Source organism: Pelistega suis (assembly GCF_013133795.1).
GTDB lineage: Bacteria > Pseudomonadota > Gammaproteobacteria > Burkholderiales > Burkholderiaceae_B > Taylorella > Taylorella suis.
The window spans coordinates 1-26,319 of the sequence record NZ_JABGBN010000007.1 but is presented as its reverse complement, the minus strand read 5'-3'; the positions used below and the strand labels follow the sequence as shown (position 1 = coordinate 26,319).

Genomic DNA, 26,319 nt, shown 5'->3' with positions numbered 1-26,319 from the left:
TTTTACTAATATTTTTTATCGAAACTAAAGGTTCAGACATAAGGTTTAAAGATAAAATATGATGAAACCCCTATTCTAACTGATTACATTAGACTTAATGAGCAAAAATCCACTTCCTATTCGTGCCGGTATTAGCGCAAGTCGACTTTACCTCCCAAAAGAACCTTGGGACATGCTTATCGACTTTCTGATTGCCCGTTTTCCCCATATGTCACCCGATATTATTCGAACACGACTCGCTCGTGGAGATATGGTCAATGAAGAAGGAATTCCCTATACACTTAATAGTCCCTATCCAGCAGATTCTTGGCTATGGTATTACCGTGAGGTTGAGCAAGAAATCCCTGTTCCTTTTGATATTAAAATTATTCATCAAGATGAGCATCTTATCGTTATTGATAAACCCCATTTTTTAGCGAGCATTCCCGGCGGGCGATACCTACAAGAAACCGCCTTAATTCGTCTCAGAAAAATGCTCAATAACTATGCGATTAGCCCTATTCATCGCCTAGACAGAGATACGGCAGGCTTATTACTTTTTTGCGCTAATCCTGACTATCGAGGCGCTTATCAAACACTCTTTCAAGGTCGAGATATCGATAAAGTCTACGAATGTGTTGCCCCGTTCAATCCGCATATCACGTTCCCTCTCACCAGAAAAAGTTATATTGAGAAAAGTGATAGTTACTTTACTATGCAAGAAAAAAGCTTTCCCTCAGAACAAGAGCCTCTTGTCAATAGCCAAACGGAGATTGCGCTAATTCAGCATAATGGACAATTTGCCCATTATCGCCTACATCCCTTAACAGGTAAAAAACATCAGCTACGTGTCCATATGAATGGCTTAGGACTCCCTATTTGCCATGATGAGTTTTATCCCCTACTCTTACCAGCAAGGGCCGCAGATAATTTTGAACGCCCATTACAATTACTTGCAAAAGCCATTCGATTTACTGACCCCATCAGCGGACAACAACGCTACTTTGAAAGTCAACTGACACTCGATCTGGTTAATCAGTATTTTTCGGAAAAGGCTTCGTAGGACAACAAGGGTTATAAATACGACGACGTACTTCAGCCACACGATCAGGATATTCCCCATCTGTCTCACCAGCACGAATGATTTCACCCGCTAAATTGGTAACACCACGATAGCCTACTGCATAGGCCTCAAATCCCATTCGTTCAAAATGCGGTCGGTAATCATAAGTATCATGATGATGTCCATGAAAAAGCTTACGAATCCCCAATTGACGTCCTAATCGATCAATCGCAGAAAAACCATAACGATTACAAGAGGGGGCTTCATGCGTGACCAATACATCAGCACATTGTGTGCGTAAGCTCATATACACCGAAGGGAAAATAGAACTCCGTTGCTTTAAGGTTAAACCACCTCGAAAATGGATTCTCGGAGAAACATTTTTTATAAAATCATCTGGAGAAAAATAATTCCACTTGGCTTGTTGTGGTGTCCAAATACGTCCTCTAAAAACACCACCCAATCCTGCAATACGCAGACCCGCTATCTCAGCAACACGACCATCTAAATTACGATCAGCCAACTCACTGGCAAATAAATTATCATAAATAAGTTCACTATCCGTATCGTGATTACCCGGAATCCACCAAACTTCGGTCAGTTTCATCACATCACGTAGAATATCGTGTAAAGGGGTCTCCGCTTGCAAATCTCCAAGGAATACAATAGCACGAGGTCTGACTTGCTCAACCACGGTTAAACAATGCGCAAACCCCCCATGTGTATCACCAAAAAAGAGAATATCATTCGCCGAAGACATGAGATTACTATAAATTCTATCTAGTGCTCATTGTAACCAATATGCACCTTTCGCTCCAAGCTTAGCTAAGCTACGCCGAAAATTTCTTTCTCTAAGTGCTCATTCCTATCCTAGGAATAGGAAAATCATCATAACGTGTTTGGATAATTTTTCCCTTTACATGAGCATATGTAAACGGTGACAATTGAACACCAAGTAACTGAGCTTGTTGTCGATAAAATATTTCTCTCGTAGGATGCTGCGGGTGCACAATATGTCGAAGACGACTGCCGTCTGGTGTCGCTACAGCATGCATTAAAGCGGCAACAGCATCATCTCTATGCACCATATTAACCACTTGTTGTCCATTATCAATCTCCGTCCTTTGTGCTAATCGATAAATAGGGTGTCGATCTTTATCAAACAACCCTGCTAAACGCAAAATGGTTTTATGTGGGATATGACTATTTAAAATCGCCTGTTCAACAGCAAGAATTTTCTGTGCACTTTCGCTCATAGGCGAGGTAGGGCTTAATTCATCCAGTACACCTTCAATATCAGAAAAGACACTAATACTACTCGTATAAATTATATGCTCTACCTGATATTGCTCAGCTAAAGCTATCCACTCCACTAATCCTTGTACATAATTGGATGAACAAGAGGGGGGAAGTAAACATACCCATGTCTTTGCTATTTGCCAAGATTGTTTGTTTTGTAAGGCATCAGGCTCTGTAATATTGAATACATCAACTTGAAGATTATGATGAGTGAGAAGCGGCTTAGACTTGGCATAGGTTCCTTGAACCTTATACCCTTGCGTTACTAACCGATAAGCTAATGGGCTACCTAAGTAACCCATGCCAAGAATAAGAACAGATGACATTACAAAACAGAAGCCGCTGTCTGCGACTCTCCTATATACCCTGTGTCAGTACTTTTCCACTCAACTACACCTTCTTGACTTAAAGATAGGCGACTACCGCCATGCTTACCATCTTTCATCATATACGTCCAAGCATTGACTAAGCCTTCCTCTGTTTTAATCGTAATTAGTACACGCTCATAAAGATTCTTATCACTACCTGGATTAAAATCCTCTAGCAAATCAATAGGGGGGATTTCTTGATTAGGGTTCTTAAAATACATCAACTCCCCTTGTACCATATCCCAATCACCACGAGGAGGTTCAAAGTTTAAGACTTTCCCTTGCTGTTGTGCATCAAGCTTATACTCCGTCGTACCAATCGCCTGGATGGTTTGCTCTGGTAATTCCATCGCTGGATAGCCCGCCTCCAGAGCATAAAGACGCCCCCAGCACCAAGCAGGCTCAATACTCACCGCTGTTGAGCAGTGACGCGCATAATTGGAAAAACCTTTTTTTAACGTTCCGTAAACAAATAATGGGAATAGCATGATATGTTGTGAATACTGCGTTGCAACAAATAACACTTATTGTCAATCTTTTCTATACCTGCGGAAATTAGTACTTTCCATAAGATATGCGTAAAGCTGGCATTTTATCGACATTAGCGTTGTAGTTTCAATACATATTCATGCAATAAGTCATCTTTTTTTACAAAATGTTAATCTTTTATTGTTTCAGTTAATGATAATAGTTATTATTAACGTTCTTATTCATAAATTGATGGAAGGAAAGTTATTTCATGATTAAAAAATCTCATTCAAATAGCCTAGCCCCGCAATGGATGCCAACAGTTGCTTTAACAATGGGTGCTCTTAGTATTCTACCGAATGCACAAGCACAAGAAAGCACAACCCTTGAAACCATTACGGCAAGCAAAGAATCTATCAAAACCGAACAAGTACAAAGTTCTAAATTTGAACGTCCTCTGATTGATACGCCACAATCCATTCAAGTTGTCCCTACACAGGTCCTCAATGAACAAGGCGCTCAAACACTACAAGAAGTACTACGTAACGTTCCGGGAATTACTTTCTCAATGGGTGAAGCAGGTGCTGGTTGGGGAGATATGTTTACGATGCGCGGCTTTAGCGCAGAACAAAGTGTTACTGTCGATGAAGTTCGCGAAAGCGCTTTAAGCACACGTACTGACACATTTAACTTAGAAGATGTCAGTGTTTTCAAAGGAACTGGTTCATTTGAATCAGGCGTTGCCGCAGTAGGGGGCAGTATCAATCTCAATAGTAAAAAACCTCAACTCGATACTTTTAACCATCTTCATCTTGGTGTCGGTACCGATAATTACCGCCGAGCGACTATTGATCTTAATCACAAACTCAGCGACACCATCGCCTTTCGTCTGAATGCAATGGGGCATAAAAATGGGGTTGCCGATCGAGGCCCTACCGAGATGAATCGCTGGGGTATTGCTCCTTCTATCACATTCGGTCTTGGTACACCAACACGCTTAAACTTATCTTATTTCTATCAAAAAGATGAAAATATCCCCGACTTTGGTTTACCTGTTAATGTAGACACAGCCGAACGTATGCAAGGTGTAGCATGGGATTTTTGGGGAGGCTATAAAAACGTCGATACCGAAGAAACAAAAACACAGCGTTTCTCTGCTAAGTTAGAACATGACTTTTCAGATAAGGTTAGACTATCTAACACCTTCTCTTGGTCTCGTGTAGATCGTTTCACCAGTTATGCGACGGGTGGCCGCTTATTAAATGTCGGCAATATCACTGACACAGGCTACCAAACAGGAAGCTTTAACACCAATAACTACTGGGGTTATACTCGTACAAACCTTAACTACCCAAGTGGATACCTCGCTACAGCACGTGTACCTCGTATTACCCGTGCTTACCGAGGCGAAACCTATGCCAATCAGACTAATTTAAACTTAAACTTTAATACAGGTGCCATCGAACACGCTATGCTTGTAGGCGTAGAATGGTACAAAGAAAGTTACCGTATGCGCCCTTGGTCACGCACCTTACCTAATACAACGGCAGGTCGTGAAATCATTGACGTACGCAACCCCTCACAATGGTGGAGTGGTCCTGTCAGCTTACAATCTAATACAGATCGCTCTGGGGCTGAAGTCAATAATATTGGTTTATACGTCTACGATAGCATTAAACTCAACCCACAATGGGAAATTGCAGGGGGTATTCGTTTTGACCAATACACCGCTAAATGGTTTGATACAAATGGCCATCGTGTTCCAGGTCGTTTAAAAGACAATATCTGGAGTGGTCGCCTAGGTGTTGTGTATAAACCTGTTGAAAATGGCTCTATCTACTTGTCTTACAGCCAAGCAGGTCAACCATCTGTTGCTGCACTAGCATCTCGTAGTGGTTCAGGATCTGACCGCATGAAATACTCTCCAGGCAAAGCACAGACATGGGAGCTTGGTACGAAATGGGATTTATTCAATAATAATCTCGCTTTAACGGCAGCTATTTTCCAAACAGAAAAAACGAATCCAACCGATACAAATCCTGACAATCCTTTAGAAGTGACCCAGTTCGCCGCTAAGGATCGTGTACGAGGTTTAGAAATTACTGCCTCTGGTAATTTAACTGACCGCTGGTCAGCCTATGCAGGCTTTAGCTACCTTCACAGCAAGATTATTCGTGATGACGCGAATCCTCTCGATGTCGGTGGTCGCTTGAAAAATGTCCCTAAATACACATTCAACCTATGGACAACTTATGCGGTTAACGATAACCTTGATCTCAGTCTAGGCGCTCAATATGTCGGCAAACGCCAATTTGCTCGAGGAAATATCGCCGTAGGTCGCGCCAACTATGGTTATGATATTACCAAACAAGCCCCTGCTTATTGGTTATTTGATGCGGCTGTTAACTATCGTGTCAATAAGAATGTCGATGTTCGTTTCAATGTAAACAATATCTTTGATAAGAAGTACTATGCTAAAGTAAGCACAAGTAGTGATGGCTTCCAAAAATTTGCCATTCCAGGTGCTGGTCGTACCTTCTTATTATCAACCGATATTCGTTTCTAACACAGTTAATATCTTCGTGAGCTAAGACTGAATACGCTGAGAAAGCGTATTCAGTCACTTTTTTTCATTTCTAGTCTTTAACTAAGGTTTTAATTTCTAAATAAGGGTTGTTATGCTTTTAGACATTCCAAATATTCTGACCCCCGATGAGGCAAAACATCTTCGAGAAAAACTACTCACTGCCAACTGGGTCGATGGACGTGCCACCGCTGGATCACAATCTCGTCATGTTAAACATAATCAGCAACTGGATGAGCGTGACCCCTTTGCTTTTCAATTAGGACAAGAAATCATCCAAAAACTCACACAAAATCCTACGTTTATGTCAGCTGCTTTACCTAATCGTTTCTATCCCCCTCTATTCAATCAATATACAGGGGGAGGGGAGTATGGTATGCATATCGACGGATCTATTCTCTTTAATCTACATAACAAGGAGCGTGTTCGTACCGATGTATCAGGCACTTTATTTCTAACTGATCCAGATAGCTACGAAGGTGGTGAGTTGGTAATAGAAGACACCTATGGTCAGCGCAGTATTAAACTACCTGCAGGACACCTCGTCCTCTATCCATCAACTAGTCTACACAAAGTCAATCCTGTCACAAAAGGTGCGCGTATTAGCTGCTTTTTCTGGTTACAAAGCCTTGTTCGAGAGGATAGTCAACGTGCCATATTGTACGAATTAGACCAGTCTATTCAAGCACTCACCGAAGTTACTCCTGGACATCCTCGCTTAGTCAGCTTAGCAGGGGTTTATCATAATCTTCTGCGTCGCTGGTCAGATACCTAAAAATCACTCTATTAGCTATCAGTTACCCATATTCAGGGGTATGCTCATACTCTCGTGAACTGTGAACTGATATGAATTAAAAAAACCTGCTCAATGCAAACTTGAGCAGGTTTTGGACTTATGTGCGTTTAGACCAGACTCTACACGTCTAAATCACCGACAGAAAGCGCATTGGCTTCAATAAACTCTCGACGAGGTTCAACTTTATCACCCATTAGGGTTTCAAAGATTTGATCTGCTGCAATCGCATCTTCGATACGTACTCGTAGTAAACGACGAACACTTGGATCCATCGTCGTTTCCCATAATTGGGTATGATTCATCTCTCCAAGACCTTTATAGCGTTGTTTTGTCACGGCAGATTCTGCCTGCTTACGCAACCAAATAACAGCATCACGGAAATTACTAATCACCTCTTCAGCGGGTTTATCTGACTTACCACGGAATACAATAGCCCCTTCACTAATTAGACCATTAAATGTCTCAGCCGCTCGAGCAAGAATACGATAATCACTACTTGCCAAGAACTCTGTATTTAATAACGTTAGACGTGTATTACCATGATGAATACGACGCACCACAATACGATAGCTATTGGTTTCGGCTTCAAATTCAGCCTCAACTGTCACCGCATTTGGATTTAACGGTTCAAGTAATGCCTCTTGTAATGTCTTAGCACTTGCCTGAGCAACACTTTCTGAGGATAAATCAATCTTAATGCCTTCACTAATTGCCGTCAGCGCTTTTTCATCCATGACACGAGATAAGCGCTTAATCACTTTATCTGCTGATAAATATAAATCAAAGTATTGTTTTAATTCATCATCAGTAATAACTTTATCACCTTGACGGATACCCGCTTCTTTTAATGCAATTTCTTGCATGAAAGCTGCTTCTTCGACCTCGTCTTTGAGATAACGCTCAAGTTTAGAACCTTTTAACTTCACTTTATAGAGTGGTGGTTGAGCAATATATACGTGTCCTGCCTCGACTAATTTTGGCATTTGACGATAGAGTAGAGTAAGCAATAATGTACGGATATGCGCTCCATCTACGTCCGCGTCGGTCATGATAATGATACGGTGATAGCGCAATTTCTCAAGATTAAACTCTTCACCAATACTAGTACCTAGCGCAGTAATCAATGTCGTAATGGCTTCACTCGCTAACAATTTATCAAAACGTGCTTTTTCCACATTAAGCACCTTACCACGCAACGGTAAAATCGCTTGGAATTTACGATTACGTCCTTGTTTTGCTGAACCACCCGCTGAGTCACCCTCGACGATATACAATTCACTCTTTGCAGGGTCACGCTCTTGGCAGTCTGCCAATTTCCCTGGTAAGCCAGCACCCTCTAGAATACCCTTACGACGAGTTTGCTCACGTGCTTTACGTGCAGCTTCACGAGCACGTGCTGCTTCTACAATCTTGCCACAAACGCTTTTTGCATCATTAGGATTTTCTAATAACCACGTTTCTAGCGCATTGGCGACCACTTCTTCTACTGGCGCACGCACTTCACTAGAAACTAATTTATCCTTAGTTTGACTACTAAATTTTGGCTCAGGTACTTTAACCGATAATACGCAGCTAAGACCCTCGCGCATATCATCACCCGTCGTTTCTACCTTGGCCTTTTTAGCGAGTTCATTATCCGCGATATACTTATTGATTACACGTGTCATCGCGGCACGTAAACCCGTCAAATGGGTACCACCATCACGCTGAGGAATGTTATTGGTAAAACATAAAACCTGCTCACCATAACTATCATTCCACTGCATAGCCACATCCACACCCACTTCTGTACCTCCAGCAGATGAACTGCCTGATACAAAGAAGACATTGTTATGTAGAACCGTTTTTGTCTTGTTAATATATTCTACAAAACCTTTTACGCCACCAGAGAAAGAAAAGTTTTCTTCTTTACCTTGACGCTCATCCACTAAACGGATACTCACTCCGTTATTGAGGAATGATAATTCACGTAAGCGTTTTGAAAAGATTTCATAGGTATACTCAATATTACCGAAAATCTCAAGATCGGCTAAATATTGAACACGTGTCCCTGTTTTATTCGTTGTACCAATCACTTTTAATGGCTCAACACGCTCACCACGACGGAACTCCATTTGATGAACTTGACCATCACGGTTAATTGTTAACTTTAACCATTCAGAAAGCGCATTCACACATGACACACCTACACCATGTAAACCACCAGAAACCTTATAAGAGTTCTGGTCAAACTTACCACCGGCATGTAACTCCGTCATTACGATTTCTGCCGCACTACGACCATATTCATCGTCTTTATGAATATCTGTTGGAATACCGCGACCATTATCCGATACAGAAATAGAATTATCCGTATGAATTGTCACCACAATATCATCACAATAGCCTGCTAGGGCCTCGTCAATGGCATTATCGACAACCTCGAATACCATATGATGCAAACCTGTACCATCAGATGTGTCGCCAATATACATTCCGGGACGCTTACGAACGGCCTCAAGACCTTTAAGCATCTTAATCGAATCGGCACCATAATTTGGCGTGTTTGTAGAATCGGTCATAATGTGAATACACTTTTAAAATAAGTAAAACGCCGTCATCACCCTAAGAGCAATGACGGTTGAGCAAAATTAAGGAAGCAACTTAATTTTTTAATGGCATAACGACATAACGGAAATGCTCTTCATCAGGTAGAGAAACCAATACTGGTGAACTGGATTCACCTTTTAAAGAAATCACTACATTTTCCGTCTTGGCGGTATTCAATACATCCAATAAATACGTCGCATTAAAACCAATCGTAATCGGTTCACCGCTGTAATCTAGGAAAAGCTCCATCTTCGCTTTTTCCGTTTCGTCTTTATTAGAAGAAGTAATACGCAATAAATTCTCACCAAAATACAACTTAATACTACGTAGCTTATCCTCAGCAACAAGAATTGCCGCACGTTGTAAATTTTGGAGTAACTCTTCGCGATTAATTTGTAAATGGATGCCGTAATCCGTTGGAATCACGCGCTTATAGTCGGGGAACTTACCTTCGACTAGCTTTGAAATAAGCTCTACATCACCAAAACGGAAACGAATCTGTGCATCAGCGATACTCACTTGTACCTCTGCATCACTATCATCCAAAAGACGTAGCATTTGATCTACCGTCTTACGAGGGATAATCACACTCGCTTCGCTATTCGCTGACTCTACCGACTCGGCAGCATGTGCTAGACGATGTCCATCTGTCGATACCGCACGAATTAAACCTGGCTCAACCACCATCAACATACCGTTTAAGTAATAACGTATATCTTGATGAGCCATGGCATAGTGAATCATATTAAACAAACGACGCAAAGCACTTTGTGTCATGGTGAAATGATGATTCCATTGCTCAATTTCTGGCAATAGAGGGAAATCTGCGCCCGGCAATGTCTGTAATGAAAAACGACTGCCAGAACATTGTAAAGTCATCTGACGATCTTCTACATTGGCACTGACCTGACCCGCCGCTGGTAAAGCACGTAAAATATCTTGTAGCTTGCGTGCAGCAACCGTAACAGCCTCCACATCATCACCCACGCCAAAGTTGGCATGCGTAGTGATCTGGATAAGCATATCGTTGGCAACAAATGCCATCTTATCGCCTTCTTTTTTCAGTAGAACATGCGATAAAATAGGCATTGTCGTTTTACGCTCTACAATACCCACAACAGTTAATAGCGGCTTTAAAAGCGCATCTGTACTTGCTTGGAATAATTGCATCATTATCCTTTTAAGGTTTGTTCTAAAACGTGCAACTCGTGATTTAACTCACGATCCGTCGCACGAAGTTCTGTGATACGCTCAACCGCATGATGTACGGTCGAATGATCACGTCCCCCAAAAGCTTGTCCTAACTCAGGTAAGCTCTTGCGAGTTAATTCTTTGGCTAAATACATCGCCACATGTCGAACACGCACAATATTCGCACGACGACTTTTTGAGTATATATCAGCTACCTTTATTTTATAAAAATCTGCGACAGTTTTCTGGATATTTTCTACTGTAATCAAACCATTTGCTACTCGAAGCAAATCTTTTAATGCTTCTTTACAAATATCCACCGTAATTTCCTTCATACGACGGAACTGCGCAAAGGCGATAACCTTTTGTAGCCCCCCTTCTAACTCTCGTACATTACTGCGAATATGCTTCGCAATAAAGAAAGCCGCCTCATCCGTAAGTTCTATATAGTGATGATTTTCTGCTTTTTTCATCAAAATCGCTACACGCATCTCTAACTCAGGTGGCTCAATCTGAATAGTCATCCCCGAATTAAAACGCGAAATAAGGCGTTCTTCGATATCTTTTAACTCTCGAGGATAGGTATCCGAACAAATCACGATCTGTTTGCCTCGGCTAACCAATGCTTCATACAAGTGGAAAAACTCTTGCTGTGTACGCTCTTTATTCCTAAAGAACTGAATATCATCAATCAGTAAAAGATCCAACTTCGCATATTCTTGCGCATCTTGTAAACGATAGTCTACCCACTTACCATCACGCATTTTGGCTGAAATTTCCGTGTAATAGTCATTGGCATGAATGTAGCGAGCATAGCGAACCTTGCCTTCTTTAAATAGCTCATTACCAATCGCATGCATTAAATGTGTTTTACCAAGACCTGTGCTGCCATATAAGAATAATGGGTTATACCCTTGGCGCCCTAGATTACGAACCACATTCTTTGCAGTAGCTTCAGCCAATTCATTGGAATGACCGACAACCAAATTGGCAAACGTTAAGTTAGGGTTTAAATACGTAGCTTGATAAAGATCTCTTTTCGACTCAGGTACGTCCAAAACACCCTGATTAATTGCCACTTCGTTTTGTTCATCACTTGAGGAATCCTTTGCCTGATGAATAGGTGGCGCAATAATCGGCTGACTAGGTGCGATATCTGCCTCATCTTCCTCAATCACCACACTAATCTGTGTCTCACCAATTTTGCTTATGGTTTCGACAGCTGGCTGAGACATATGCTGAGCTTTAGGCGCGCTAGGTGTCGTTTGAAGACCTTCCTTAACCTGTACAGGATTTTGTGTAGCCGTAGAAACGGTTAAATCTTTATTGGCCGAAACATTTTTATTAATTAACACGACCACTTCAACGTCGTGATTAAATGTTTCTTTAATGAGTGACTTAATCAATGGGGCATAATACATTTGTGCCCAATTCTGCTTAAGCGGATTCGGTGCAGCAATCTGAAATTCTGTCTCATCTTCATTAAAACCAATAGGACTCAAAGGCATAATCCACTGCTTGATATGAGCAGGAGCAACCCCCTGTGAAAGATGATTAACGCATTGTTGCCAGAACTCTGTCATTTTCGCTACGGTATTAAAAACAAAAAAGCATTTTACCATAACATCAAACAAAGTTATCCACAAAAACGCCCAGTTACAAAAAGTTATCCACAGAAAAAGAGGGATGTTTTAGCCTTAAAACAGACACTTTTTATCCCTTTTTTAGTATAAAATCAATCACCTATTGACTAAATTCAATTTTTTTGTTGAAATGTAGGGCTTGCTAAACTATTTGTTTGGTCGGGTAGGTATTTTCTTATAAAAATGAAATACACCTATTCAGCCTAAGCCAAGATTATCTTTAAGTGCTTGTTTTCTAAGCGCTTATTTAAAATTAACGAAATTAGCTCTTTGTGTAGCTCTTTACTTTTGGGATTATCATGAAACGTACTTTCCAACCTTCAGTTACTCGTCGTAAACGCACTCATGGTTTCCGTGTGCGTATGAAAACACGTGGTGGCCGTGCTGTTATCAATGCACGCCGTGCAAAAGGTCGTAAACGCCTAGCTGTTTAAGCCTTTGCAACCTATCTCGCATAGGTTATACAAGCATGTCTAGCGCCAACTATCCCAAAGAGGCGCGTCTACATCGCCCCTCTGAATTCGCTAACGTTTTTGCAAACAGACGCGTAACTCGAGGGGCTTTGTTCACTTTGCACTATTGCCCAAATCAACTTGAGATAGCTCGTTTAGGCTTAGTGATTGCCAAAAAAAACGCTTCTCGTTCGGTGACACGCAATACTATTAAGCGTGTTGTTCGTGATGTGTTCCGTCATCGTCGCTTACAACTCTCACACAAAGACTATGTGATTCGATTACATCGTCACGTGACCCCTTGTTCTTTACGAGAGTTACGAAAAATAGTGCGTGCAGATGTTGAACCTCTTTTTGATCAATGGCTCGCTTGATATGCTCAAAAAAATTCTTATCGCTCCCATAAGATTTTATCGATATTTCATTAGCCCATGGACAGGTAACTCCTGTCGTTTTACTCCTAGTTGCTCTATCTATGCTATACAAGCCATAGAAACGCATGGTCCAATAAAAGGGGTTTACTTAGGGGTTAATCGTATTTGTCGATGTCATCCCTGGTGCAAAGGTGGTGAAGATCCCGTGCCTCCAGTGATTAAAAAGCCTTAATTTACTGTTTTATATAGTGATTTAAGGTAAACTTATGGCTTTCTCAACTGTTTTATAAGCACAACTCACATGGATATTAGACGTGGCATCCTTTGGATGATTTTTATCTTTTCAGTGTTCATGGTTTGGACGAATTGGCAAGCCTACAATGCCCCACAAGTAGCAACAACGCAAGCCAATACCAATACTCAACACCCTTCTGCACCAACAGCGGCTAATACAAGTTCAGCTCCTGTTGTTGCATCAAACACTCCTGCGCAAGCGTCTGAAAAAGTACAAATTAGCACGGATGTGTTTAATTTAACTTTTGATACTTTAGGTGCGCAAATCGTACGTGCAGAACTTCTTCAACATCACGATGCCGAAGATAAAACTAAACCAACGGTTTTATTAGATAACGATAAAGTTCTTTACACCGTACAAAGCGGTTTAGTAGGTCCAGCTAACTTACAAAAATCCTATCCTAAACAAGATACCTTATTTACTTTAGTATCAACAGAGAAGGCTTTAACAGGTGAGACTCTAGATGTCGTCTTCCGTGCTGAATCTGACGGTTTAGAAGTAACACGCACTTATACATTGCATAAAAGTAGTTATCGTATTACGGTAAAAGACGATGTGAAAAACACAAGTACTGAGGTACAAAATCCTTCTCAATACCGTCAAATTACACGTGATAGTCATGAACCTGCAGGCGGTATGTCAATGGCACCTACCTACACAGGTTGGGCGATTTACTCAGATGCAGAGCGTTTCCAAAAAGTGACTTTTGATGAGATTAACAAAAACTCAGCTGAATATGTTAAGCAAGCACCAGATGGTTGGATTAGCTTTATCCAACATTTTTTCGTCACTGCTTGGATTCCAGAACAAGGTAAAGAACGCACTTACGATATTCGTAAAGCGGGCCAAAACCTCTATGCTATCAGTGCAGTAGAATCATTAGGTAGCGTCGCTCCTGGTGCTTCTGTCAGCAATACTGCAACATTATGGGTGGGTCCTCAAGATCAAAAAGCCCTAGCGGAAATTGATCCAACATTAGATTTAGTTGTAGATTATGGTTGGTTAACTTTCCTAGCTAAACCAATGTTCAAACTCATGAGCTGGTTGCATAGCTGGATTGGTAACTGGGGTTGGACAATCGTTGTCTTAACTGTCATTATCAAGCTTTTACTCTATCCATTATCAGCTGCAAGTTATCGCTCAATGGCGAAAATGAAAACCGTTGCACCACGTATGCAAGCCTTACGTGAACAATACGGTGATGATCGTCAAAAACTAAATGCAGCCATGATGGAAATGTATCGTACAGAGAAAATTAATCCATTAGGTGGCTGCTTACCTATCCTATTGCAAATCCCAGTATTCCTAACACTTTATCGCGTATTATTAGCCAGTGTAGAAATGCGTGGAGCGCCTTGGATGGGTTGGATTACTGACTTATCTGTATCAGATCCGTATTTCATCTTACCAATCATTATGATTGCGACAATGTTCCTACAGATGAAACTTAACCCAACACCACCTGATCCAATGCAAGCTCGCATTATGATGATTATGCCACTTGTATTTGGTGTGATGATGTTGTGGTTCCCAGCAGGTCTAGTACTTTACTGGGTAGTCAATAACATCCTTTCTATCGTACAGCAGTGGTGGATTACTCGCAGCTTAACACAAGCTGCCAATGAGCAAATTCTTACTCATAAATAAAAATAGGGGGCAAGGGGATTTATTAATTAAAAACGAGTCCCTATTTGTGTTCCCTCTGTATATTGGATATTATCCATAAACTAATAACCCCCATAAGTTGGACACCACTTATGGGGGTTTTACTATAGCTAGAAAAATAATTAATCATCTCATTAGCTAATGCACTAAATCTTATGGCACTATAACGATAATAAGTAACTGCTCTTGGTGTTTAAGTCCTAGAAAATTGGGATTTACATAACTATTGGCGCATGATAAAAAGATCTTGCCATCGTTTCAATAGCTATATGATAGTGATAAGAATAGTATTTTAACTACACAATCAATCACCTTATTAAAAGAATCTAATAGGTAAAAAGATTATTAAAATATACTTTCATTTTAAATTTATTCTTAAAATTAAAATATCCATTATTAACTACTTATTATTTTTAAATACGCATTATTTTTTGATTAAATTAAGCTTTTAAAATCTAATGAAAACAGCAAAAATCCATATCCAATTCGTTTGCTTAGGAAATATCTGCCGTTCACCCATGGCAGAATACATTATGCGAGAAAAGATTAAACAAGCACATCTAGAACATACAATTTTTGTCGATAGCGCAGGTACCTCTGGATGGCATAATGGCGAAAATATGCATGAGGGTACTGCGTATGTATTACAACAACATCAAATCGATACAAAAGGATTTACAAGCAGCCAAGTCAAAAAATCCGATTGGGATACCTTTGACTATATAGTGGCGATGGATAATAATAATTTACGTGATTTAGAAAACTTATTTGGTAAACATCCAGAAAAACTATTCCAAATTACTAGTCTCTGCCCAGACCTCAGCCATGATCATATCCCAGATCCTTGGTATACCGGAAATTTTAATGAGACCTATCACCTATTAGATGAATGTTGTGATGCACTTTTAAAATGTGTGAAAGAACGTTTAAAAGGAAATTGATATTATTTGTTTTTTTATGTTCAACCAATTAATGAAAATGACAAACCAATATAAAAGAGGAAGATTTTATAATATAAAAACCTAGGCTGATATGTAAGATGAAGTCTGAACTTCTGCAGTTTATGCTTTATCTAACAATCCCTACCTCCTAGAACCTATTTCCTAGAACCGGAACTGTTAGATAAAATTTGCACTTTTATATAGCTCTCTATAAATTATTTTAAATTTAAACTATATGGCAGCAAGTTCTTTTGCTAGAATTTCAGCTAATGCCTTGATTTCTTCCATATTACCCGGTTTATGAGCATGTTTATCTACTTTTTCTCCGATGTAATGCGGAACTAAATGATAATGCACATGGAAAACCGTCTGACCTGCACATTCATGATTAAACTGAGAAACAACTAAACCATCTGCACCTGTTACTTTCATCAATACAGGAGCAATTTTTTTAGCCGTTGCCATACATGCCTGTGCACCTTCTACAGATAAATCAAAAAACGTTGGGGCAGGCTCTTTTGTTAATACTAATAAATGCCCCTTTGTTTGCGGCATAATATCCATTATGGCATAGGTTTTATCATCTTCATAAATTTTGAATGAAGGTAATTCACCACGTAGAATCTTTGCAAAGACGTTATTGTTGTCGTAATTCATAACTTTTCACCTTTAGAATAATAATGTCTATATAGAATAGGTATATCCTAGAATATATAGGTTAAGGATTCAAGTATATTAAATAGAACTAATTAATAAAGCATTTTTATTTGTATACATTTAACTCGGCTAGGAAGTTGTTCATCAAGTGCATCTGCTAAGGTTTTGTATGTAGACATTAAGAATTCCCTTCATAGATAAAGTTTAAATATGAAGGAAATATACCCTAGAACATTTAAGATAGTGGATTAGGATCTTCTTTTAATAAATCTTGAACACCTAAATTAAATTTCTCTCTATTATCTCTACTTTTTAATGCTGTATCATAGACTGTTTCATAAGCTTTACGCTCTTGTTCTTTACGTAGGTATTCTTGTCTTTGAGTTTCTAAAGCATAGTCTAGCTGCTTCATTTCTAGTTCCCATCAAAGCAACATTAGCATTAGTTTCTTTCTCTTTTAATCCAAACTCTTTACCCCATTGGTCTCTTTCCCCAAAGTATTTAGCTAATGCTCCAGTCTTTAATAGGTTAGGATTTTCAGACATTAACTTATTAGCACCTGCTAAATCTCCTTTAGCTATAAGGGTCTGGATTTGATTAACTATCTGTCTTTCTGCTACTTCTTGTAATCTATCCTTATGCTCTTGCTGTCCTTTAGCTAATTCTTGTAAAGAATTAATTCTGGATTCATCAGCACCTCGTACAGCCTTATGGTCTATATATCTACCATAGCTTTCTTTAAGCTTAGCAATATCTCCATTCACTCTTGCTTGTTGAAGGGCTTCAGGGTCTGTATACGCCTCTAATTTATCTAGGTAGTATTGCGTATTAAGGTCTGTCTTTTTCGTTTGATATTGGTCGATTAAACCAGTTTAGACCTTGCATAGGATTTTTAAAGGTAGAGGCTAAAGTGTAATTTTTGAAAACTCTTTATAAAAATGTTCTTATTATTTGGATAACTCTAATTTAAAGTCTTTTTAAAATTTTTGTACAATTTAGTCAAATTATTAAAAGTAGATTTTTTATATTATTTTTTTAAAACTAATTATTTGATTAATAAATATTTTTTTGAGTTATCCAAATTATCCACAGAGTTTTATTATTTTTTTAAGTATATATATTAAATATTCTTAATATAGAAATTTTGATGAATGCAATGTTCTATCAATAAGATTGAAAGAGAACTGAATATCTTTTGCAATACCATTCATAAATACATCTACTCTAAGACACCAATTTACTGTTATTAAGCAATAAAACTTCATTATTTAATGAACTTGATTTATTTAAGAGGAATATACTTACCGTATAAGTATTTGAAGAAATTTTGATGAGTAATATTTGTTTTAATAGATTTAGTAATTAATCGTAGAATAAAAAGTTTTAATCTTTTTTATTTCTAATAAAAATTAAAAATAAAAACTCTGTAGATAACGCTATTAAAGATATTGAATAATTAAAAATCTTTATAGAAAAGAGAAAATTATCCTATTTAAAAAACAATAGATAAATAAACTTTTCCTTTTTGTTATGATTACTTAACTTTATGATTTTTAATTAATTTTTAAAATTATCCTATTTATCCACAGAGTTTTATTATTCTTTTTAAGTATATATATTAAATATCCTTAATTCTCTGAATAGCTTCTTTCAAAGTGTCATCATATTTAGCAAAGCAAAAACGAACGAGATTATTATTGGCTTCTGTACTAGTTGGATCTTTATAAAATGCAGAAACAGGAATTAAACCCACTTTATATTGTTTTGTTAAATCACTTACAAAATCAAATTCATTTTTCGAAGACATAGCGGAATAATCTGCTAATAAAAAGAAAGTCCCTGCACTTTTAATAGGTTTAAACTTTGTTTGTGATAAACCATTAAATAATAAATCATGTTTTTCTTGATAAAAATTAGACAAATTGGAATAAGTACTTTGATCTTTCATATATTCTGCTAACGCGTATTGCATAGGAGAACATACAGTAAACACCATAAATTGATGAATTTTACGGAATTCTTTACTTAGCTCGGAAGGGGCATAACAATAACCTACTTTCCAACCAGTTGTATGATATGTTTTTCCAAAAGAAGATATAACAAAAGCACGTTTAGCAATCGCAGGACGACTTGCTAAACTTAAAAATGGTTTTTTATCAAAAACAATATGTTCATAAACTTCATCAGCGAGAATGAGAATATTATGACGGTCAAGAATTTGTTCTATTCTATCTAAATCTTCTTTTTCTAAAGTAATTCCTGTTGGGTTATGCGGGAAATTTAAAATAAGAAGTTTTGTTTTATTTGTAATAGAGGCTTCAATACGATCCCAATCTACGCTAAATGATGGATTAGTCTCATTTGGAGGCGTAAGAGATGTATAAACAGGGATGCCACCAGCTAAACGAATGCTAGGGGCATAAGAATCATAGCAAGGCTGTACAACAACAACTTCATCACCTGTTGTAACAGAAGCCATAATTGCAGCCATAATCGCTTCTGTAGCCCCATTAGTAACAGTAATCTCATTTAATGAATCATATTTTGCTCCATAAAGCGCTGCCATTTTTTTTGCTAATTCTTCCCTTAATGGTGCTACTCCCGGCATATAAGGATATTGATTAAATCCTTCTTTCATCGCTTTGTTAACTAAGTCAATAAGTTTTTCGTCAGGATTAAATTCAGGAAAACCTTGACCAAGATTAATTGCTTGATTTTCCGCTGATAACTGACTCATTACAGTAAAAATAGTAGTCCCAATATCAGGTAATTTAGATTGAATCATTTGTCGCCTTTTCTTTATAAATTATTCATAGAAAATGTTTTTTCAAAATAAAAGTTTATTAGAGTTTTTTTAAATAAACAATAGCTTTATAAATAGTTATTAGAAACTTATTCTCAAAGTTTAAAAAGGATATCCGAAGAGTTATCCACAACTAAAATGCTCCACGTGAAACGTGGAGCATTTTAGTAGGACAAATTTATCCAATGGGATTTTCCATTATTGTTATTCCATCAAATTTTATTGATAATAAATCAAACAGTTTTGGAGATTTAAAATGATGATTTATAAATCTTTTAAATTTGAATTGATTCTTAACAATGAACAAATTAGATCTTTGAGAAAGAATTTTGGTTGCGTTCGTTTTATTAGTAATAATGCTTTAGCTTGGCATAATAAATGTCGTGAAAGCGGGAGTAAACTAAGATTTGATAGTAGAGATGCAATGAGAGAATTAGAATCATGGAAAAAAGAATTTCCATGGTTAAATGAATATCAGCCTCAAATTATTAAAGAAGCTATTCGGGATTTAGAAACAGCTTTTAAACATTATTATGCAAAAAGATTAGCTTATCCAAGATTTAAGGCTAAAGGTGTTAAAGAGTCGTTTAGAGTCAGCGAAGGATTTAAGGTAGAACAACAAAATAATCGTTGTTATTTACCGGAAATAGGCTGGATAAGATATATCAATAGTCGTGAAATTAAAGGAACAATTAGAAGTATTACTATTAGCTATAAATGTAAAAAATTTTTTATAAGCATATTAGCATTATTGGAAGCAAAACCTGTTAACCATCCTGAGCGTGAAGTAGGTATTGATTTGGGTATCGCACAATTTGCAACTTTATCTAATGGAGTGATATATACACCATTAAGTGTCTATAAAAAATATAGGATATATGCACAAAAATTAGAGAAGCAGCTTAAAAATAAACAACTATATAGTAATAATAGGGAGAAATTAAAGGATAAGTTAGCTAAATTGCATAGCAAGATGGCTAATTGCAGAAAAGATTTTTTGCATAAACTATCAGATAAATTAACTAAAAGATATCGTCAAATTTATGTAGAAGATTTAAAAATTAATCGGATGGCAACCTCAGGTAATTTATTGTCAAAAAAAGAGTTGGTTGATAATAAAAAAGAGTTGAATAAATCAATTATGGATCAAGCTTGGTATGAATTTAGAAGACAGCTTGAGTATAAGTCTAATTGGAGAGGAGGTAAAAGTATAAAGGTGTCTTCTGTAAATACTAGTAAAGAATGTCCTATATGTCATTTTATCTCTAGTGAAAATAGACCTTATAGAGGTTTATTTAAATGCGTGAGGTGTCATTATTCAAATAATGCTGATGTTGTAGGTGCATTAAATGTATTGGCAAGAGGTCGTATATTTGCTAAATCATAAAGTTCCCTCTTTTTAAAAGAAGAAATTAATTCTCAAAGAAATAGAATTTTTCTATAGTAATATTTATTAAAGATTTTATTTGGTTAGCCAATTAGAAAATTGTTAAAAATAGGGTTTAATAATTGTTTAATTTATGAGTAATGAATAGAAATTATTAATAATTTTTGAATCTTAAAACTTTAAAGAGATATTTATAAATATAGTTTAGATTGAAAAAATAAAAAGTTGTAATTTTTTCAGGGTAGGGCATACCCGTTGAGCTTGTGAAGTGAATTTCATCAGAGATCAGCAGCAAGAACCCTCAGAGAGCCTGTATGCATCTTATTCAAAGGGCACATAGGCTGGTATGAACGTCGTACTTAGCGGCGGGGTGCCAAGTTTCACGTGGAGCAATCAATTAGCATAGCAACCAGCCTATGTGAAAAAAAGTAGCAGTTTAGTGATAAAATACGTGTATCTAATAGTTCCATAGAACACATCTTACTTGCAAATTATCAATGAATTATCCAGAAGAATTTGACGTCATCGTTGTTGGTGGCGGTCATGCTGGTACAGAAGCTGCTCTTGCTTCTGCTAGAACTGGCGCTAAAACTCTTTTATTAACGCACAACATCGAAACACTAGGTCAAATGTCTTGTAATCCATCAATTGGTGGCATTGGTAAAGGGCATTTGGTTAAAGAAATCGATGCTTTGGGTGGTGCTATGGCTTTGGCAGCGGACGAGGGGGGTATTCAGTTTAGGATATTGAACTCTTCTAAGGGGCCGGCTGTGCGAGCTACAAGGGTTCAAGCGGATCGTTTGTTATATAAACAGGCTATTCGTAGTCGTTTAGAGAATCAAGAAAACTTATTTATCTTCCAGCAATCAGTTGATGACCTGATTTTAGAAGGGGATAAAGTTGTTGGCGCTGTTACGCAAATAGGAGTTAAATTTCGTTCTAGAGCGGTTGTATTAACTGCGGGCACTTTTTTAAATGGTTTAATTCATATCGGATTAAGCAATTACTCGGCAGGTCGAGCTGGGGATCCTCCAGCGATTAGTTTAGCTCATCGTTTGCGAGAGATGAATTTACCACAAGGTCGTTTAAAAACGGGTACACCTCCACGTATTGATGCACGAACAATTGATTATTCAAAATTAATTGAGCAACCGGGTGATGTTGATCCTATGCCGGTGTTTTCATATATGGGTTCTCCGGAAATGCATCCAAAACAGGTTTCTTGTTGGATTACGCATACAAACGCTCGTACTCATGAAATTATTCTTAATGGCCTTGATCGTTCGCCTTTATATACTGGTGTCATTGATGGAGTTGGCCCTCGTTATTGTCCATCTATCGAAGATAAGATTAAACGATTTGCAGATAAGGAATCACACCAGATTTTCTTAGAACCAGAAGGTCTATTAACACATGAAATTTATCCAAATGGTGTGTCTACTAGTCTACCTTTTGATGTTCAATTGGATTTAATTCATTCTTTACCTGGTTTGGAAAATGCTCACATTCTTCGTCCGGGTTATGCTATTGAATACGACTATTTTGATCCTAGAGGATTAAAAGCTAGTCTGGAGACAAAAGCTATTCAAGGATTGTTTTTTGCTGGTCAAATTAATGGTACAACTGGTTATGAAGAGGCGGCTGCACAGGGCTTGTTAGCTGGTTTAAATGCAGCGCGTTATACAAGAGACCAAGAGGCTTGGACTCCTCGTCGTGATCAAGCCTATCTGGGTGTATTGGTGGATGATTTAATTACACGAGGGGTAACAGAGCCTTATCGTATGTTTACATCTCGTGCTGAGTATCGTTTAAGTTTACGAGAAGATAATGCTGATTATCGTTTAACAGAAATTGGGCGAGAATTAGGGCTGGTTCCTGATGATCGCTGGGACGCATTTTGCCGTAAGCGTGATAATGTTGAAAAAGAGATTGAACGATTAAGAAGTATTCGTGTCAATCCGCGCACTTATTCTGAAGATGATTCTATTGCTTTGTTTGGTAAAGCTTTAGAAAGGGATTATTTATTATCGGATTTAATTAAGCGACCAAATGTTTCATACCAAGCGCTTTTAAATCTTCCTTCGGAAAAGAATTATCAACCTGAAACGCCATTAAGCAATACGGAAATTGAACAAGTTGAGATTCAATTAAAGTATGCAGGTTATATTGCACGTCAGCAAGAAGAAGTTAATCGCCATATTCATTATGAGAATCAGAAAATCCCAGCTTCTTTGGATTATGACTCAATGACAAACTTATCTTTTGAAGTTCGTCAAAAACTAAAAGAGCATCGTCCAGAAACTATTGGGCAAGCAAGTCGTATTTCTGGTGTAACTCCAGCGGCTATTTCTCTGTTACTGATTCAGTTAAAACGTATGCAAACTACGTTATAGGGAATAAGGAAAGATAGATTAGTCGTTTACCTTTAAGATGAAGTGGTAGCTCTTTTAGGATAAAGATAAGGTGTCAAAAATGGATGCAACGATTGGTGCTAAGTTAGTAGAGGGAGTAAATGTTCTAGGACTTCAAGTGACGTCTGGGCAATTACAAAGTTTGTTGAGTTATATGGATTTATTAAAGCGATGGAATAAGACCTATAACCTGACAGCCTTAAAAACTGACGAGCAAATATTAGCTCACCACATTTTGGATAGTCTGGCTGTTATTATTCCTTTACGGGAACGATTTGCATCATTAGAGACGCTGCGAGGATTGGATGTCGGTTCTGGTGGTGGCTTGCCTGGTGTGGTGTTGGCTATTATGAATCCGAATTGGCAAATTACATGTATTGATGCTGTTGAGAAAAAGACAGCTTTTATTATGCAAGTAGCTGGTGTACTTGGATTGAAGAATTTAAAATCTAAACATACGCGAATAGAGGCTTATGATATTGAACCTGTGGATATGGTTATTTCACGAGCATTCGCTTCTTTGGCTGATTTTGCTAATTTAGCAGGTCAGCATGTTGCAGCAACAGGTAGTTTGGTTGCCATGAAAGGGCATTACTTAGAAGATGAGGTGCAAGAATTAAATGCACAATCAAACTGGAGAGTAGAGCAGTATTTACCTATTACTGTGCCTCAATTAGATGCGGAACGTTGTTTAATTTATTTAAAACCGAATACTAAAGGAAACTAAAGTGGCTAAAATTTTTTGTGTCGCTAATCAAAAAGGCGGTGTTGGTAAAACTACCACAGCGATTAATCTTGCCGCAAGTTTGGCTAATCAAAAGAAAAAAGTACTCTTGATTGATTTGGATCCTCAAGGTAATGCGACTATGGGAAGTGGTATTGATAAGAATGAATTAGATTTGAATATCTATCAGGTGCTTATCAATCAAGCGACTGTCGAAGAGGCTAGCGTATATTCTGAAAACGGCAACTACGATGTTTTACCCGGTAATCGGGAGTTATCGGGTGCCGAATTAGATTTGGTGCAGTTAGAAGAGCGTGAGCATCAACTAAAAAAAGCATTAGCCAGCGTTGATGATAAATATGATTTTATTTTGATTGACTGCCCGCCGACCTTATCTTTATTAACATTAAATGGCTTGAGTTCTGCGCATGGGGTTATCATCCCAATGCAATGTGAGTATTTTGCATTGGAGGGGTTAGCAGATTTGGTGAATACCATTAAACGCGTTCATAAGAGTATCAATCCCAATTTAACGCAAATTGGTATTTTGCGCGTTATGTTTGACCCACGAATTACTTTGCAGCAACAGGTTTCAGAACAGTTGGTATCACACTTTAAAGATAGTGTTTATAAAACAATTATTCCTCGTAATGTTCGTTTGGCGGAAGCACCAAGTCATGGCATTCCCGGCGTAAATTATGATAAATCTTCTCGCGGTGCAAAAGCGTATACACAATTTGCTGCTGAATTGATTAAACGTGTAAAAGTTATGGATAAGTAAATTATGGCAACAAGTAAAACAAGTGCGAAGACAGCAACTAAAAAGGTTGCGGCAAAAGGTTTAGGAAAAGCCGTTAAAAAAAGTGCTTTAGGCAAGGGATTGGATAATTTATTGGGTAATGATGTTGATGTATTAGCAGATTTACAAAAAAAGCCGGATGCAAATTCGAATACTTTATCTGTGGATGTTTTACAAGCAGGTAAATATCAGCCACGTTCACATATGGATGAAAGTGCTTTATTAGAGTTATCTGAATCCATCAAAGAACAAGGTTTAATGCAGCCAATTTTGGTGCGTCCGATTGGTAAAGGACGATATGAAATCATTGCTGGTGAGCGTCGTTTTCGTGCCGCTAAATTAGCCGGTTTAGATGAAGTGCCCGTTTTAATTCGTGATGTGAGCGATCAAAATGCGGCTATTATGGCATTGATTGAGAATATGCAGCGCGAGGATTTGAATCCTTTAGAAGAAGCTAAAGGTATTCAAAGACTTATTCAAGAATTCAAATTTACACAGGAGCAGGCTGCGCAATCAATAGGTCGTTCACGTCCTGCTACCTCAAATTTATTACGATTATTAAATTTAGCTGCCCCAGTACAAACAATGTTAAATGCTGGTGATATTGATATGGGACATGCTCGTGCTTTATTGGCACTGGATAATGCTCAGCAAATTATTGTAGCTAATCAAGTTCATGCTAAAAAGCTCTCTGTCCGTGAGACTGAGAAGTTAGTCAATAGAATTCTCGCAGGGGAGAGTGCTAATAAGACAACGGTTAAAAAGACGGTTAACCGTGATATTGAGCGCTTACAAGAAAATTTGTCAGATTATCTTGCTACCAATGTCAGCTTTAAACTAAGCCGTAAGGGAAATGGGCAATTAATTATTAATTTTAATGATGCAGAACATATTAATGCCTTATTGGAAAAAATGGGTCTAGATGTAGTTTTTGATTAATTCATTGATTTTAAAAGAAAATTTAATTGAATTAAGATAAAAAGCAAGCTTTATAAGGATAAAAACTTGATTATCTTTTTATAAAGACTTGCTTTTTTTTATGGTTTTGCTATAATTACATTCTTGCTACAAAAATACAACAACGACTCCCCGTCTTGTTGCTATTCACTACATTTTCTAGTGAAGTTATCTTGACAATACTAGGAAATCAGTTCATAATCTCAAATTACTTTGGGGTAGAGTGCCCGAGTGGCTAAAGGGGGCAGACTGTAAATCTGTTGGCTAGCGCCTACGTTGGTTCGAATCCAACCTCTACCACCAATACCTTTTTATTTGTTCTTTGTCGAGCTAAAAATCACATCAGCTACTAATGAATAAATAAAGTAGGTGTTTGAAGTTGCGCGGGCGTAGCACAATGGTAGTGCAACAGCCTTCCAAGCTGATGATGAGGGTTCGATTCCCTTCGCCCGCTCCAATAATAGTATTCGCCCATGTGGCTCAGTGGTAGAGCACTCCCTTGGTAAGGGAGAGGTCGCGGGTCCGATTCCCGCCATGGGCACCAGAAAATTTTTTTATTAATTTCCAGTAAGACATATTCAGGAGTCTTGGTCATGGCAAAAGGTAAGTTTGAACGTACCAAACCGCACGTAAACGTAGGTACAATTGGTCACGTTGACCACGGTAAAACAACATTAACGGCAGCGATCACTACAGTATTAGCGAAAGAGTTCGGTGGTGAAGCGAAAGACTACTCACAAATTGACGCGGCTCCAGAAGAGCGTGCACGTGGTATTACGATTAATACAGCACACGTAGAGTACGAAACAGCAAACCGTCACTACGCACACGTAGACTGCCCAGGCCACGCTGACTATGTTAAGAACATGATTAC

General features: G+C 38.0%; 24 protein-coding genes and 3 tRNA genes. 17 read left to right on the top strand and 10 right to left on the bottom strand.

Annotated elements, in window-relative coordinates; all coding sequences use genetic code 11:
• Positions 1-97 precede the first annotated feature (97 nt).
• Positions 98-1,042 carry a pseudouridine synthase gene (locus HKX39_RS08350; RefSeq protein WP_171680867.1) on the top strand — a complete coding sequence of 315 codons (945 nt, stop codon included), beginning with the start codon at positions 98-100 and terminating at the stop codon, positions 1,040-1,042.
• On the opposite strand, the gene HKX39_RS08345 is transcribed toward HKX39_RS08350, so the two are convergent.
• From HKX39_RS08345 to HKX39_RS08335, 3 genes are all read right to left on the bottom strand, one after another.
• Positions 1,011-1,802: a metallophosphoesterase family protein gene (locus HKX39_RS08345; RefSeq protein ID WP_171680866.1), complete on the bottom strand. Its 792-nt coding sequence runs from the start codon at positions 1,800-1,802 to the stop codon at positions 1,011-1,013. The genes HKX39_RS08350 and HKX39_RS08345 overlap by 32 nt on opposite strands.
• A gap of 91 nt (positions 1,803-1,893) precedes the next feature.
• Positions 1,894-2,667 carry an NAD(P)H-binding protein gene (locus HKX39_RS08340; protein WP_171680865.1) on the bottom strand — a complete coding sequence of 258 codons (774 nt, stop codon included), beginning with the start codon at positions 2,665-2,667 and terminating at the stop codon, positions 1,894-1,896.
• Entirely contained in the window at positions 2,667-3,233 is a 567-nt protein-coding gene (locus tag HKX39_RS08335; protein ID WP_171680864.1) for a gamma-glutamylcyclotransferase, read from the bottom strand. The genes HKX39_RS08340 and HKX39_RS08335 overlap by 1 nt, the downstream gene beginning before the upstream one ends.
• 215 nt (positions 3,234-3,448) lie before the next feature.
• On the opposite strand from HKX39_RS08335, the gene HKX39_RS08330 reads away from it, so the two are divergent.
• Together HKX39_RS08330 and HKX39_RS08325 are read left to right on the top strand one after the other, a co-directional pair.
• Positions 3,449-5,743, top strand: coding sequence for a TonB-dependent receptor (locus tag HKX39_RS08330; protein ID WP_171680863.1), 2,295 nt, complete (start codon positions 3,449-3,451; stop codon positions 5,741-5,743).
• 112 nt (positions 5,744-5,855) lie between these two features.
• A complete protein-coding gene (locus HKX39_RS08325) occupies positions 5,856-6,536 on the top strand; it encodes a Fe2+-dependent dioxygenase (protein WP_171680862.1) in 681 nt (226 codons plus the stop codon).
• Between the two features lie 140 nt (positions 6,537-6,676).
• Here the strand turns inward: HKX39_RS08325 and gyrB are convergent, their stop codons facing one another.
• The 3 genes from gyrB to dnaA all read right to left on the bottom strand — a co-directional run bounded on the left by gyrB (position 6,677) and on the right by dnaA (position 11,920).
• The gene (gyrB, locus tag HKX39_RS08320) at positions 6,677-9,118 is read right to left on the bottom strand and encodes a DNA topoisomerase (ATP-hydrolyzing) subunit B (RefSeq protein ID WP_171680861.1); all 2,442 of its coding nucleotides are present in this window, start codon (positions 9,116-9,118) and stop codon (positions 6,677-6,679) included.
• A gap of 82 nt (positions 9,119-9,200) precedes the next feature.
• Complete coding sequence (dnaN, locus tag HKX39_RS08315; protein WP_171680860.1) at positions 9,201-10,316, bottom strand: DNA polymerase III subunit beta; 1,116 nt, start codon at positions 10,314-10,316, stop codon at positions 9,201-9,203.
• A 2-nt stretch (positions 10,317-10,318) separates the two neighbouring features.
• The gene (gene dnaA / locus HKX39_RS08310; protein ID WP_171680859.1) at positions 10,319-11,920 is read right to left on the bottom strand and encodes a chromosomal replication initiator protein DnaA; all 1,602 of its coding nucleotides are present in this window, start codon (positions 11,918-11,920) and stop codon (positions 10,319-10,321) included.
• Positions 11,921-12,279: 359 nt separating this feature from the next.
• Here dnaA and rpmH point away from each other — a divergent pair, with 359 nt between their 5' ends.
• From rpmH to HKX39_RS08285, 5 genes are all read left to right on the top strand, one after another.
• Positions 12,280-12,414: a 50S ribosomal protein L34 gene (rpmH, locus tag HKX39_RS08305; RefSeq protein ID WP_023951589.1), complete on the top strand. Its 135-nt coding sequence runs from the start codon at positions 12,280-12,282 to the stop codon at positions 12,412-12,414.
• Between the two features lie 35 nt (positions 12,415-12,449).
• Positions 12,450-12,806 carry a ribonuclease P protein component gene (gene rnpA, locus HKX39_RS08300; RefSeq protein WP_171680858.1) on the top strand — a complete coding sequence of 119 codons (357 nt, stop codon included), beginning with the start codon at positions 12,450-12,452 and terminating at the stop codon, positions 12,804-12,806.
• 1 nt (position 12,807) lies between these two features.
• Positions 12,808-13,038, top strand: coding sequence for a membrane protein insertion efficiency factor YidD (gene yidD / locus HKX39_RS08295; protein WP_171680857.1), 231 nt, complete (start codon positions 12,808-12,810; stop codon positions 13,036-13,038).
• A 69-nt stretch (positions 13,039-13,107) separates the two neighbouring features.
• The gene (gene yidC, locus HKX39_RS08290; protein ID WP_171680856.1) at positions 13,108-14,748 is read left to right on the top strand and encodes a membrane protein insertase YidC; all 1,641 of its coding nucleotides are present in this window, start codon (positions 13,108-13,110) and stop codon (positions 14,746-14,748) included.
• Between the two features lie 476 nt (positions 14,749-15,224).
• Positions 15,225-15,707, top strand: coding sequence for a low molecular weight protein-tyrosine-phosphatase (locus HKX39_RS08285; protein ID WP_171680855.1), 483 nt, complete (start codon positions 15,225-15,227; stop codon positions 15,705-15,707).
• A gap of 231 nt (positions 15,708-15,938) precedes the next feature.
• On the opposite strand, the gene HKX39_RS08280 is transcribed toward HKX39_RS08285, so the two are convergent.
• The 4 genes from HKX39_RS08280 to HKX39_RS08265 form a co-directional block, all read right to left on the bottom strand.
• Positions 15,939-16,364, bottom strand: a complete 426-nt coding sequence (locus tag HKX39_RS08280) for an HIT family protein (RefSeq protein WP_171680854.1) — start codon at positions 16,362-16,364, stop codon at positions 15,939-15,941.
• Between the two features lie 235 nt (positions 16,365-16,599).
• Positions 16,600-16,776: a hypothetical protein gene (locus HKX39_RS08275; protein WP_171680853.1), complete on the bottom strand. Its 177-nt coding sequence runs from the start codon at positions 16,774-16,776 to the stop codon at positions 16,600-16,602.
• Positions 16,724-17,128 (bottom strand): hypothetical protein, encoded by a 405-nt coding sequence (locus HKX39_RS08270; protein ID WP_171680852.1) that lies wholly within the window; start codon positions 17,126-17,128, stop codon positions 16,724-16,726. The genes HKX39_RS08275 and HKX39_RS08270 overlap by 53 nt, the downstream gene beginning before the upstream one ends.
• Before the next feature lie 854 nt (positions 17,129-17,982).
• The gene (locus tag HKX39_RS08265) at positions 17,983-19,149 is read right to left on the bottom strand and encodes a methionine aminotransferase (RefSeq protein WP_171680851.1); all 1,167 of its coding nucleotides are present in this window, start codon (positions 19,147-19,149) and stop codon (positions 17,983-17,985) included.
• A 274-nt stretch (positions 19,150-19,423) separates the two neighbouring features.
• Here HKX39_RS08265 and HKX39_RS08260 point away from each other — a divergent pair, with 274 nt between their 5' ends.
• From HKX39_RS08260 to HKX39_RS08220, 9 genes are all read left to right on the top strand, one after another.
• Positions 19,424-20,554 carry an RNA-guided endonuclease InsQ/TnpB family protein gene (locus HKX39_RS08260; RefSeq protein WP_171680850.1) on the top strand — a complete coding sequence of 377 codons (1,131 nt, stop codon included), beginning with the start codon at positions 19,424-19,426 and terminating at the stop codon, positions 20,552-20,554.
• 497 nt (positions 20,555-21,051) lie between these two features.
• On the top strand, positions 21,052-22,947 hold the full coding sequence (gene mnmG, locus HKX39_RS08255; protein ID WP_171680849.1) for a tRNA uridine-5-carboxymethylaminomethyl(34) synthesis enzyme MnmG: 1,896 nt from the start codon (positions 21,052-21,054) through the stop codon (positions 22,945-22,947).
• Positions 22,948-23,026: 79 nt separating this feature from the next.
• The gene (gene rsmG, locus HKX39_RS08250; protein WP_171680949.1) at positions 23,027-23,692 is read left to right on the top strand and encodes a 16S rRNA (guanine(527)-N(7))-methyltransferase RsmG; all 666 of its coding nucleotides are present in this window, start codon (positions 23,027-23,029) and stop codon (positions 23,690-23,692) included.
• A gap of 1 nt (position 23,693) precedes the next feature.
• Positions 23,694-24,470: an AAA family ATPase gene (locus HKX39_RS08245; RefSeq protein ID WP_171680848.1), complete on the top strand. Its 777-nt coding sequence runs from the start codon at positions 23,694-23,696 to the stop codon at positions 24,468-24,470.
• A gap of 3 nt (positions 24,471-24,473) precedes the next feature.
• Positions 24,474-25,427, top strand: coding sequence for a ParB/RepB/Spo0J family partition protein (locus HKX39_RS08240; protein ID WP_171680847.1), 954 nt, complete (start codon positions 24,474-24,476; stop codon positions 25,425-25,427).
• Between the two features lie 235 nt (positions 25,428-25,662).
• Positions 25,663-25,748: transfer RNA gene (locus HKX39_RS08235), tRNA-Tyr, on the top strand.
• Positions 25,749-25,828: 80 nt separating this feature from the next.
• Positions 25,829-25,902 (top strand) — tRNA-Gly (locus HKX39_RS08230).
• A 12-nt stretch (positions 25,903-25,914) separates the two neighbouring features.
• Positions 25,915-25,989: transfer RNA gene (locus tag HKX39_RS08225), tRNA-Thr, on the top strand.
• A gap of 49 nt (positions 25,990-26,038) precedes the next feature.
• Positions 26,039-26,319 (top strand): GTP-binding protein (locus HKX39_RS08220; RefSeq protein WP_246226131.1); only part of this gene is annotated, 281 nt, incomplete at its 3' end.

Coding starts and splice junctions, on each gene's coding strand:
- HKX39_RS08350 (WP_171680867.1), top strand. CDS start 98: ATGAGCAAAAATCCACTTCCTATTCGTGCCGGTATTAGCGCAAGTCGA.
- HKX39_RS08345 (WP_171680866.1), bottom strand. CDS start 1,802: ATGTCTTCGGCGAATGATATTCTCTTTTTTGGTGATACACATGGGGGG.
- HKX39_RS08340 (WP_171680865.1), bottom strand. CDS start 2,667: ATGTCATCTGTTCTTATTCTTGGCATGGGTTACTTAGGTAGCCCATTA.
- HKX39_RS08330 (WP_171680863.1), top strand. CDS start 3,449: ATGATTAAAAAATCTCATTCAAATAGCCTAGCCCCGCAATGGATGCCA.
- HKX39_RS08325 (WP_171680862.1), top strand. CDS start 5,856: ATGCTTTTAGACATTCCAAATATTCTGACCCCCGATGAGGCAAAACAT.
- gyrB (WP_171680861.1), bottom strand. CDS start 9,118: ATGACCGATTCTACAAACACGCCAAATTATGGTGCCGATTCGATTAAG.
- dnaN (WP_171680860.1), bottom strand. CDS start 10,316: ATGCAATTATTCCAAGCAAGTACAGATGCGCTTTTAAAGCCGCTATTA.
- dnaA (WP_171680859.1), bottom strand. CDS start 11,920: ATGACAGAGTTCTGGCAACAATGCGTTAATCATCTTTCACAGGGGGTT.
- rpmH (WP_023951589.1), top strand. CDS start 12,280: ATGAAACGTACTTTCCAACCTTCAGTTACTCGTCGTAAACGCACTCAT.
- rnpA (WP_171680858.1), top strand. CDS start 12,450: ATGTCTAGCGCCAACTATCCCAAAGAGGCGCGTCTACATCGCCCCTCT.
- yidD (WP_171680857.1), top strand. CDS start 12,808: ATGCTCAAAAAAATTCTTATCGCTCCCATAAGATTTTATCGATATTTC.
- yidC (WP_171680856.1), top strand. CDS start 13,108: ATGGATATTAGACGTGGCATCCTTTGGATGATTTTTATCTTTTCAGTG.
- HKX39_RS08285 (WP_171680855.1), top strand. CDS start 15,225: ATGAAAACAGCAAAAATCCATATCCAATTCGTTTGCTTAGGAAATATC.
- HKX39_RS08280 (WP_171680854.1), bottom strand. CDS start 16,364: ATGAATTACGACAACAATAACGTCTTTGCAAAGATTCTACGTGGTGAA.
- HKX39_RS08275 (WP_171680853.1), bottom strand. CDS start 16,776: ATGAAGCAGCTAGACTATGCTTTAGAAACTCAAAGACAAGAATACCTA.
- HKX39_RS08265 (WP_171680851.1), bottom strand. CDS start 19,149: ATGATTCAATCTAAATTACCTGATATTGGGACTACTATTTTTACTGTA.
- HKX39_RS08260 (WP_171680850.1), top strand. CDS start 19,424: ATGATGATTTATAAATCTTTTAAATTTGAATTGATTCTTAACAATGAA.
- mnmG (WP_171680849.1), top strand. CDS start 21,052: ATGAATTATCCAGAAGAATTTGACGTCATCGTTGTTGGTGGCGGTCAT.
- rsmG (WP_171680949.1), top strand. CDS start 23,027: ATGGATGCAACGATTGGTGCTAAGTTAGTAGAGGGAGTAAATGTTCTA.
- HKX39_RS08240 (WP_171680847.1), top strand. CDS start 24,474: ATGGCAACAAGTAAAACAAGTGCGAAGACAGCAACTAAAAAGGTTGCG.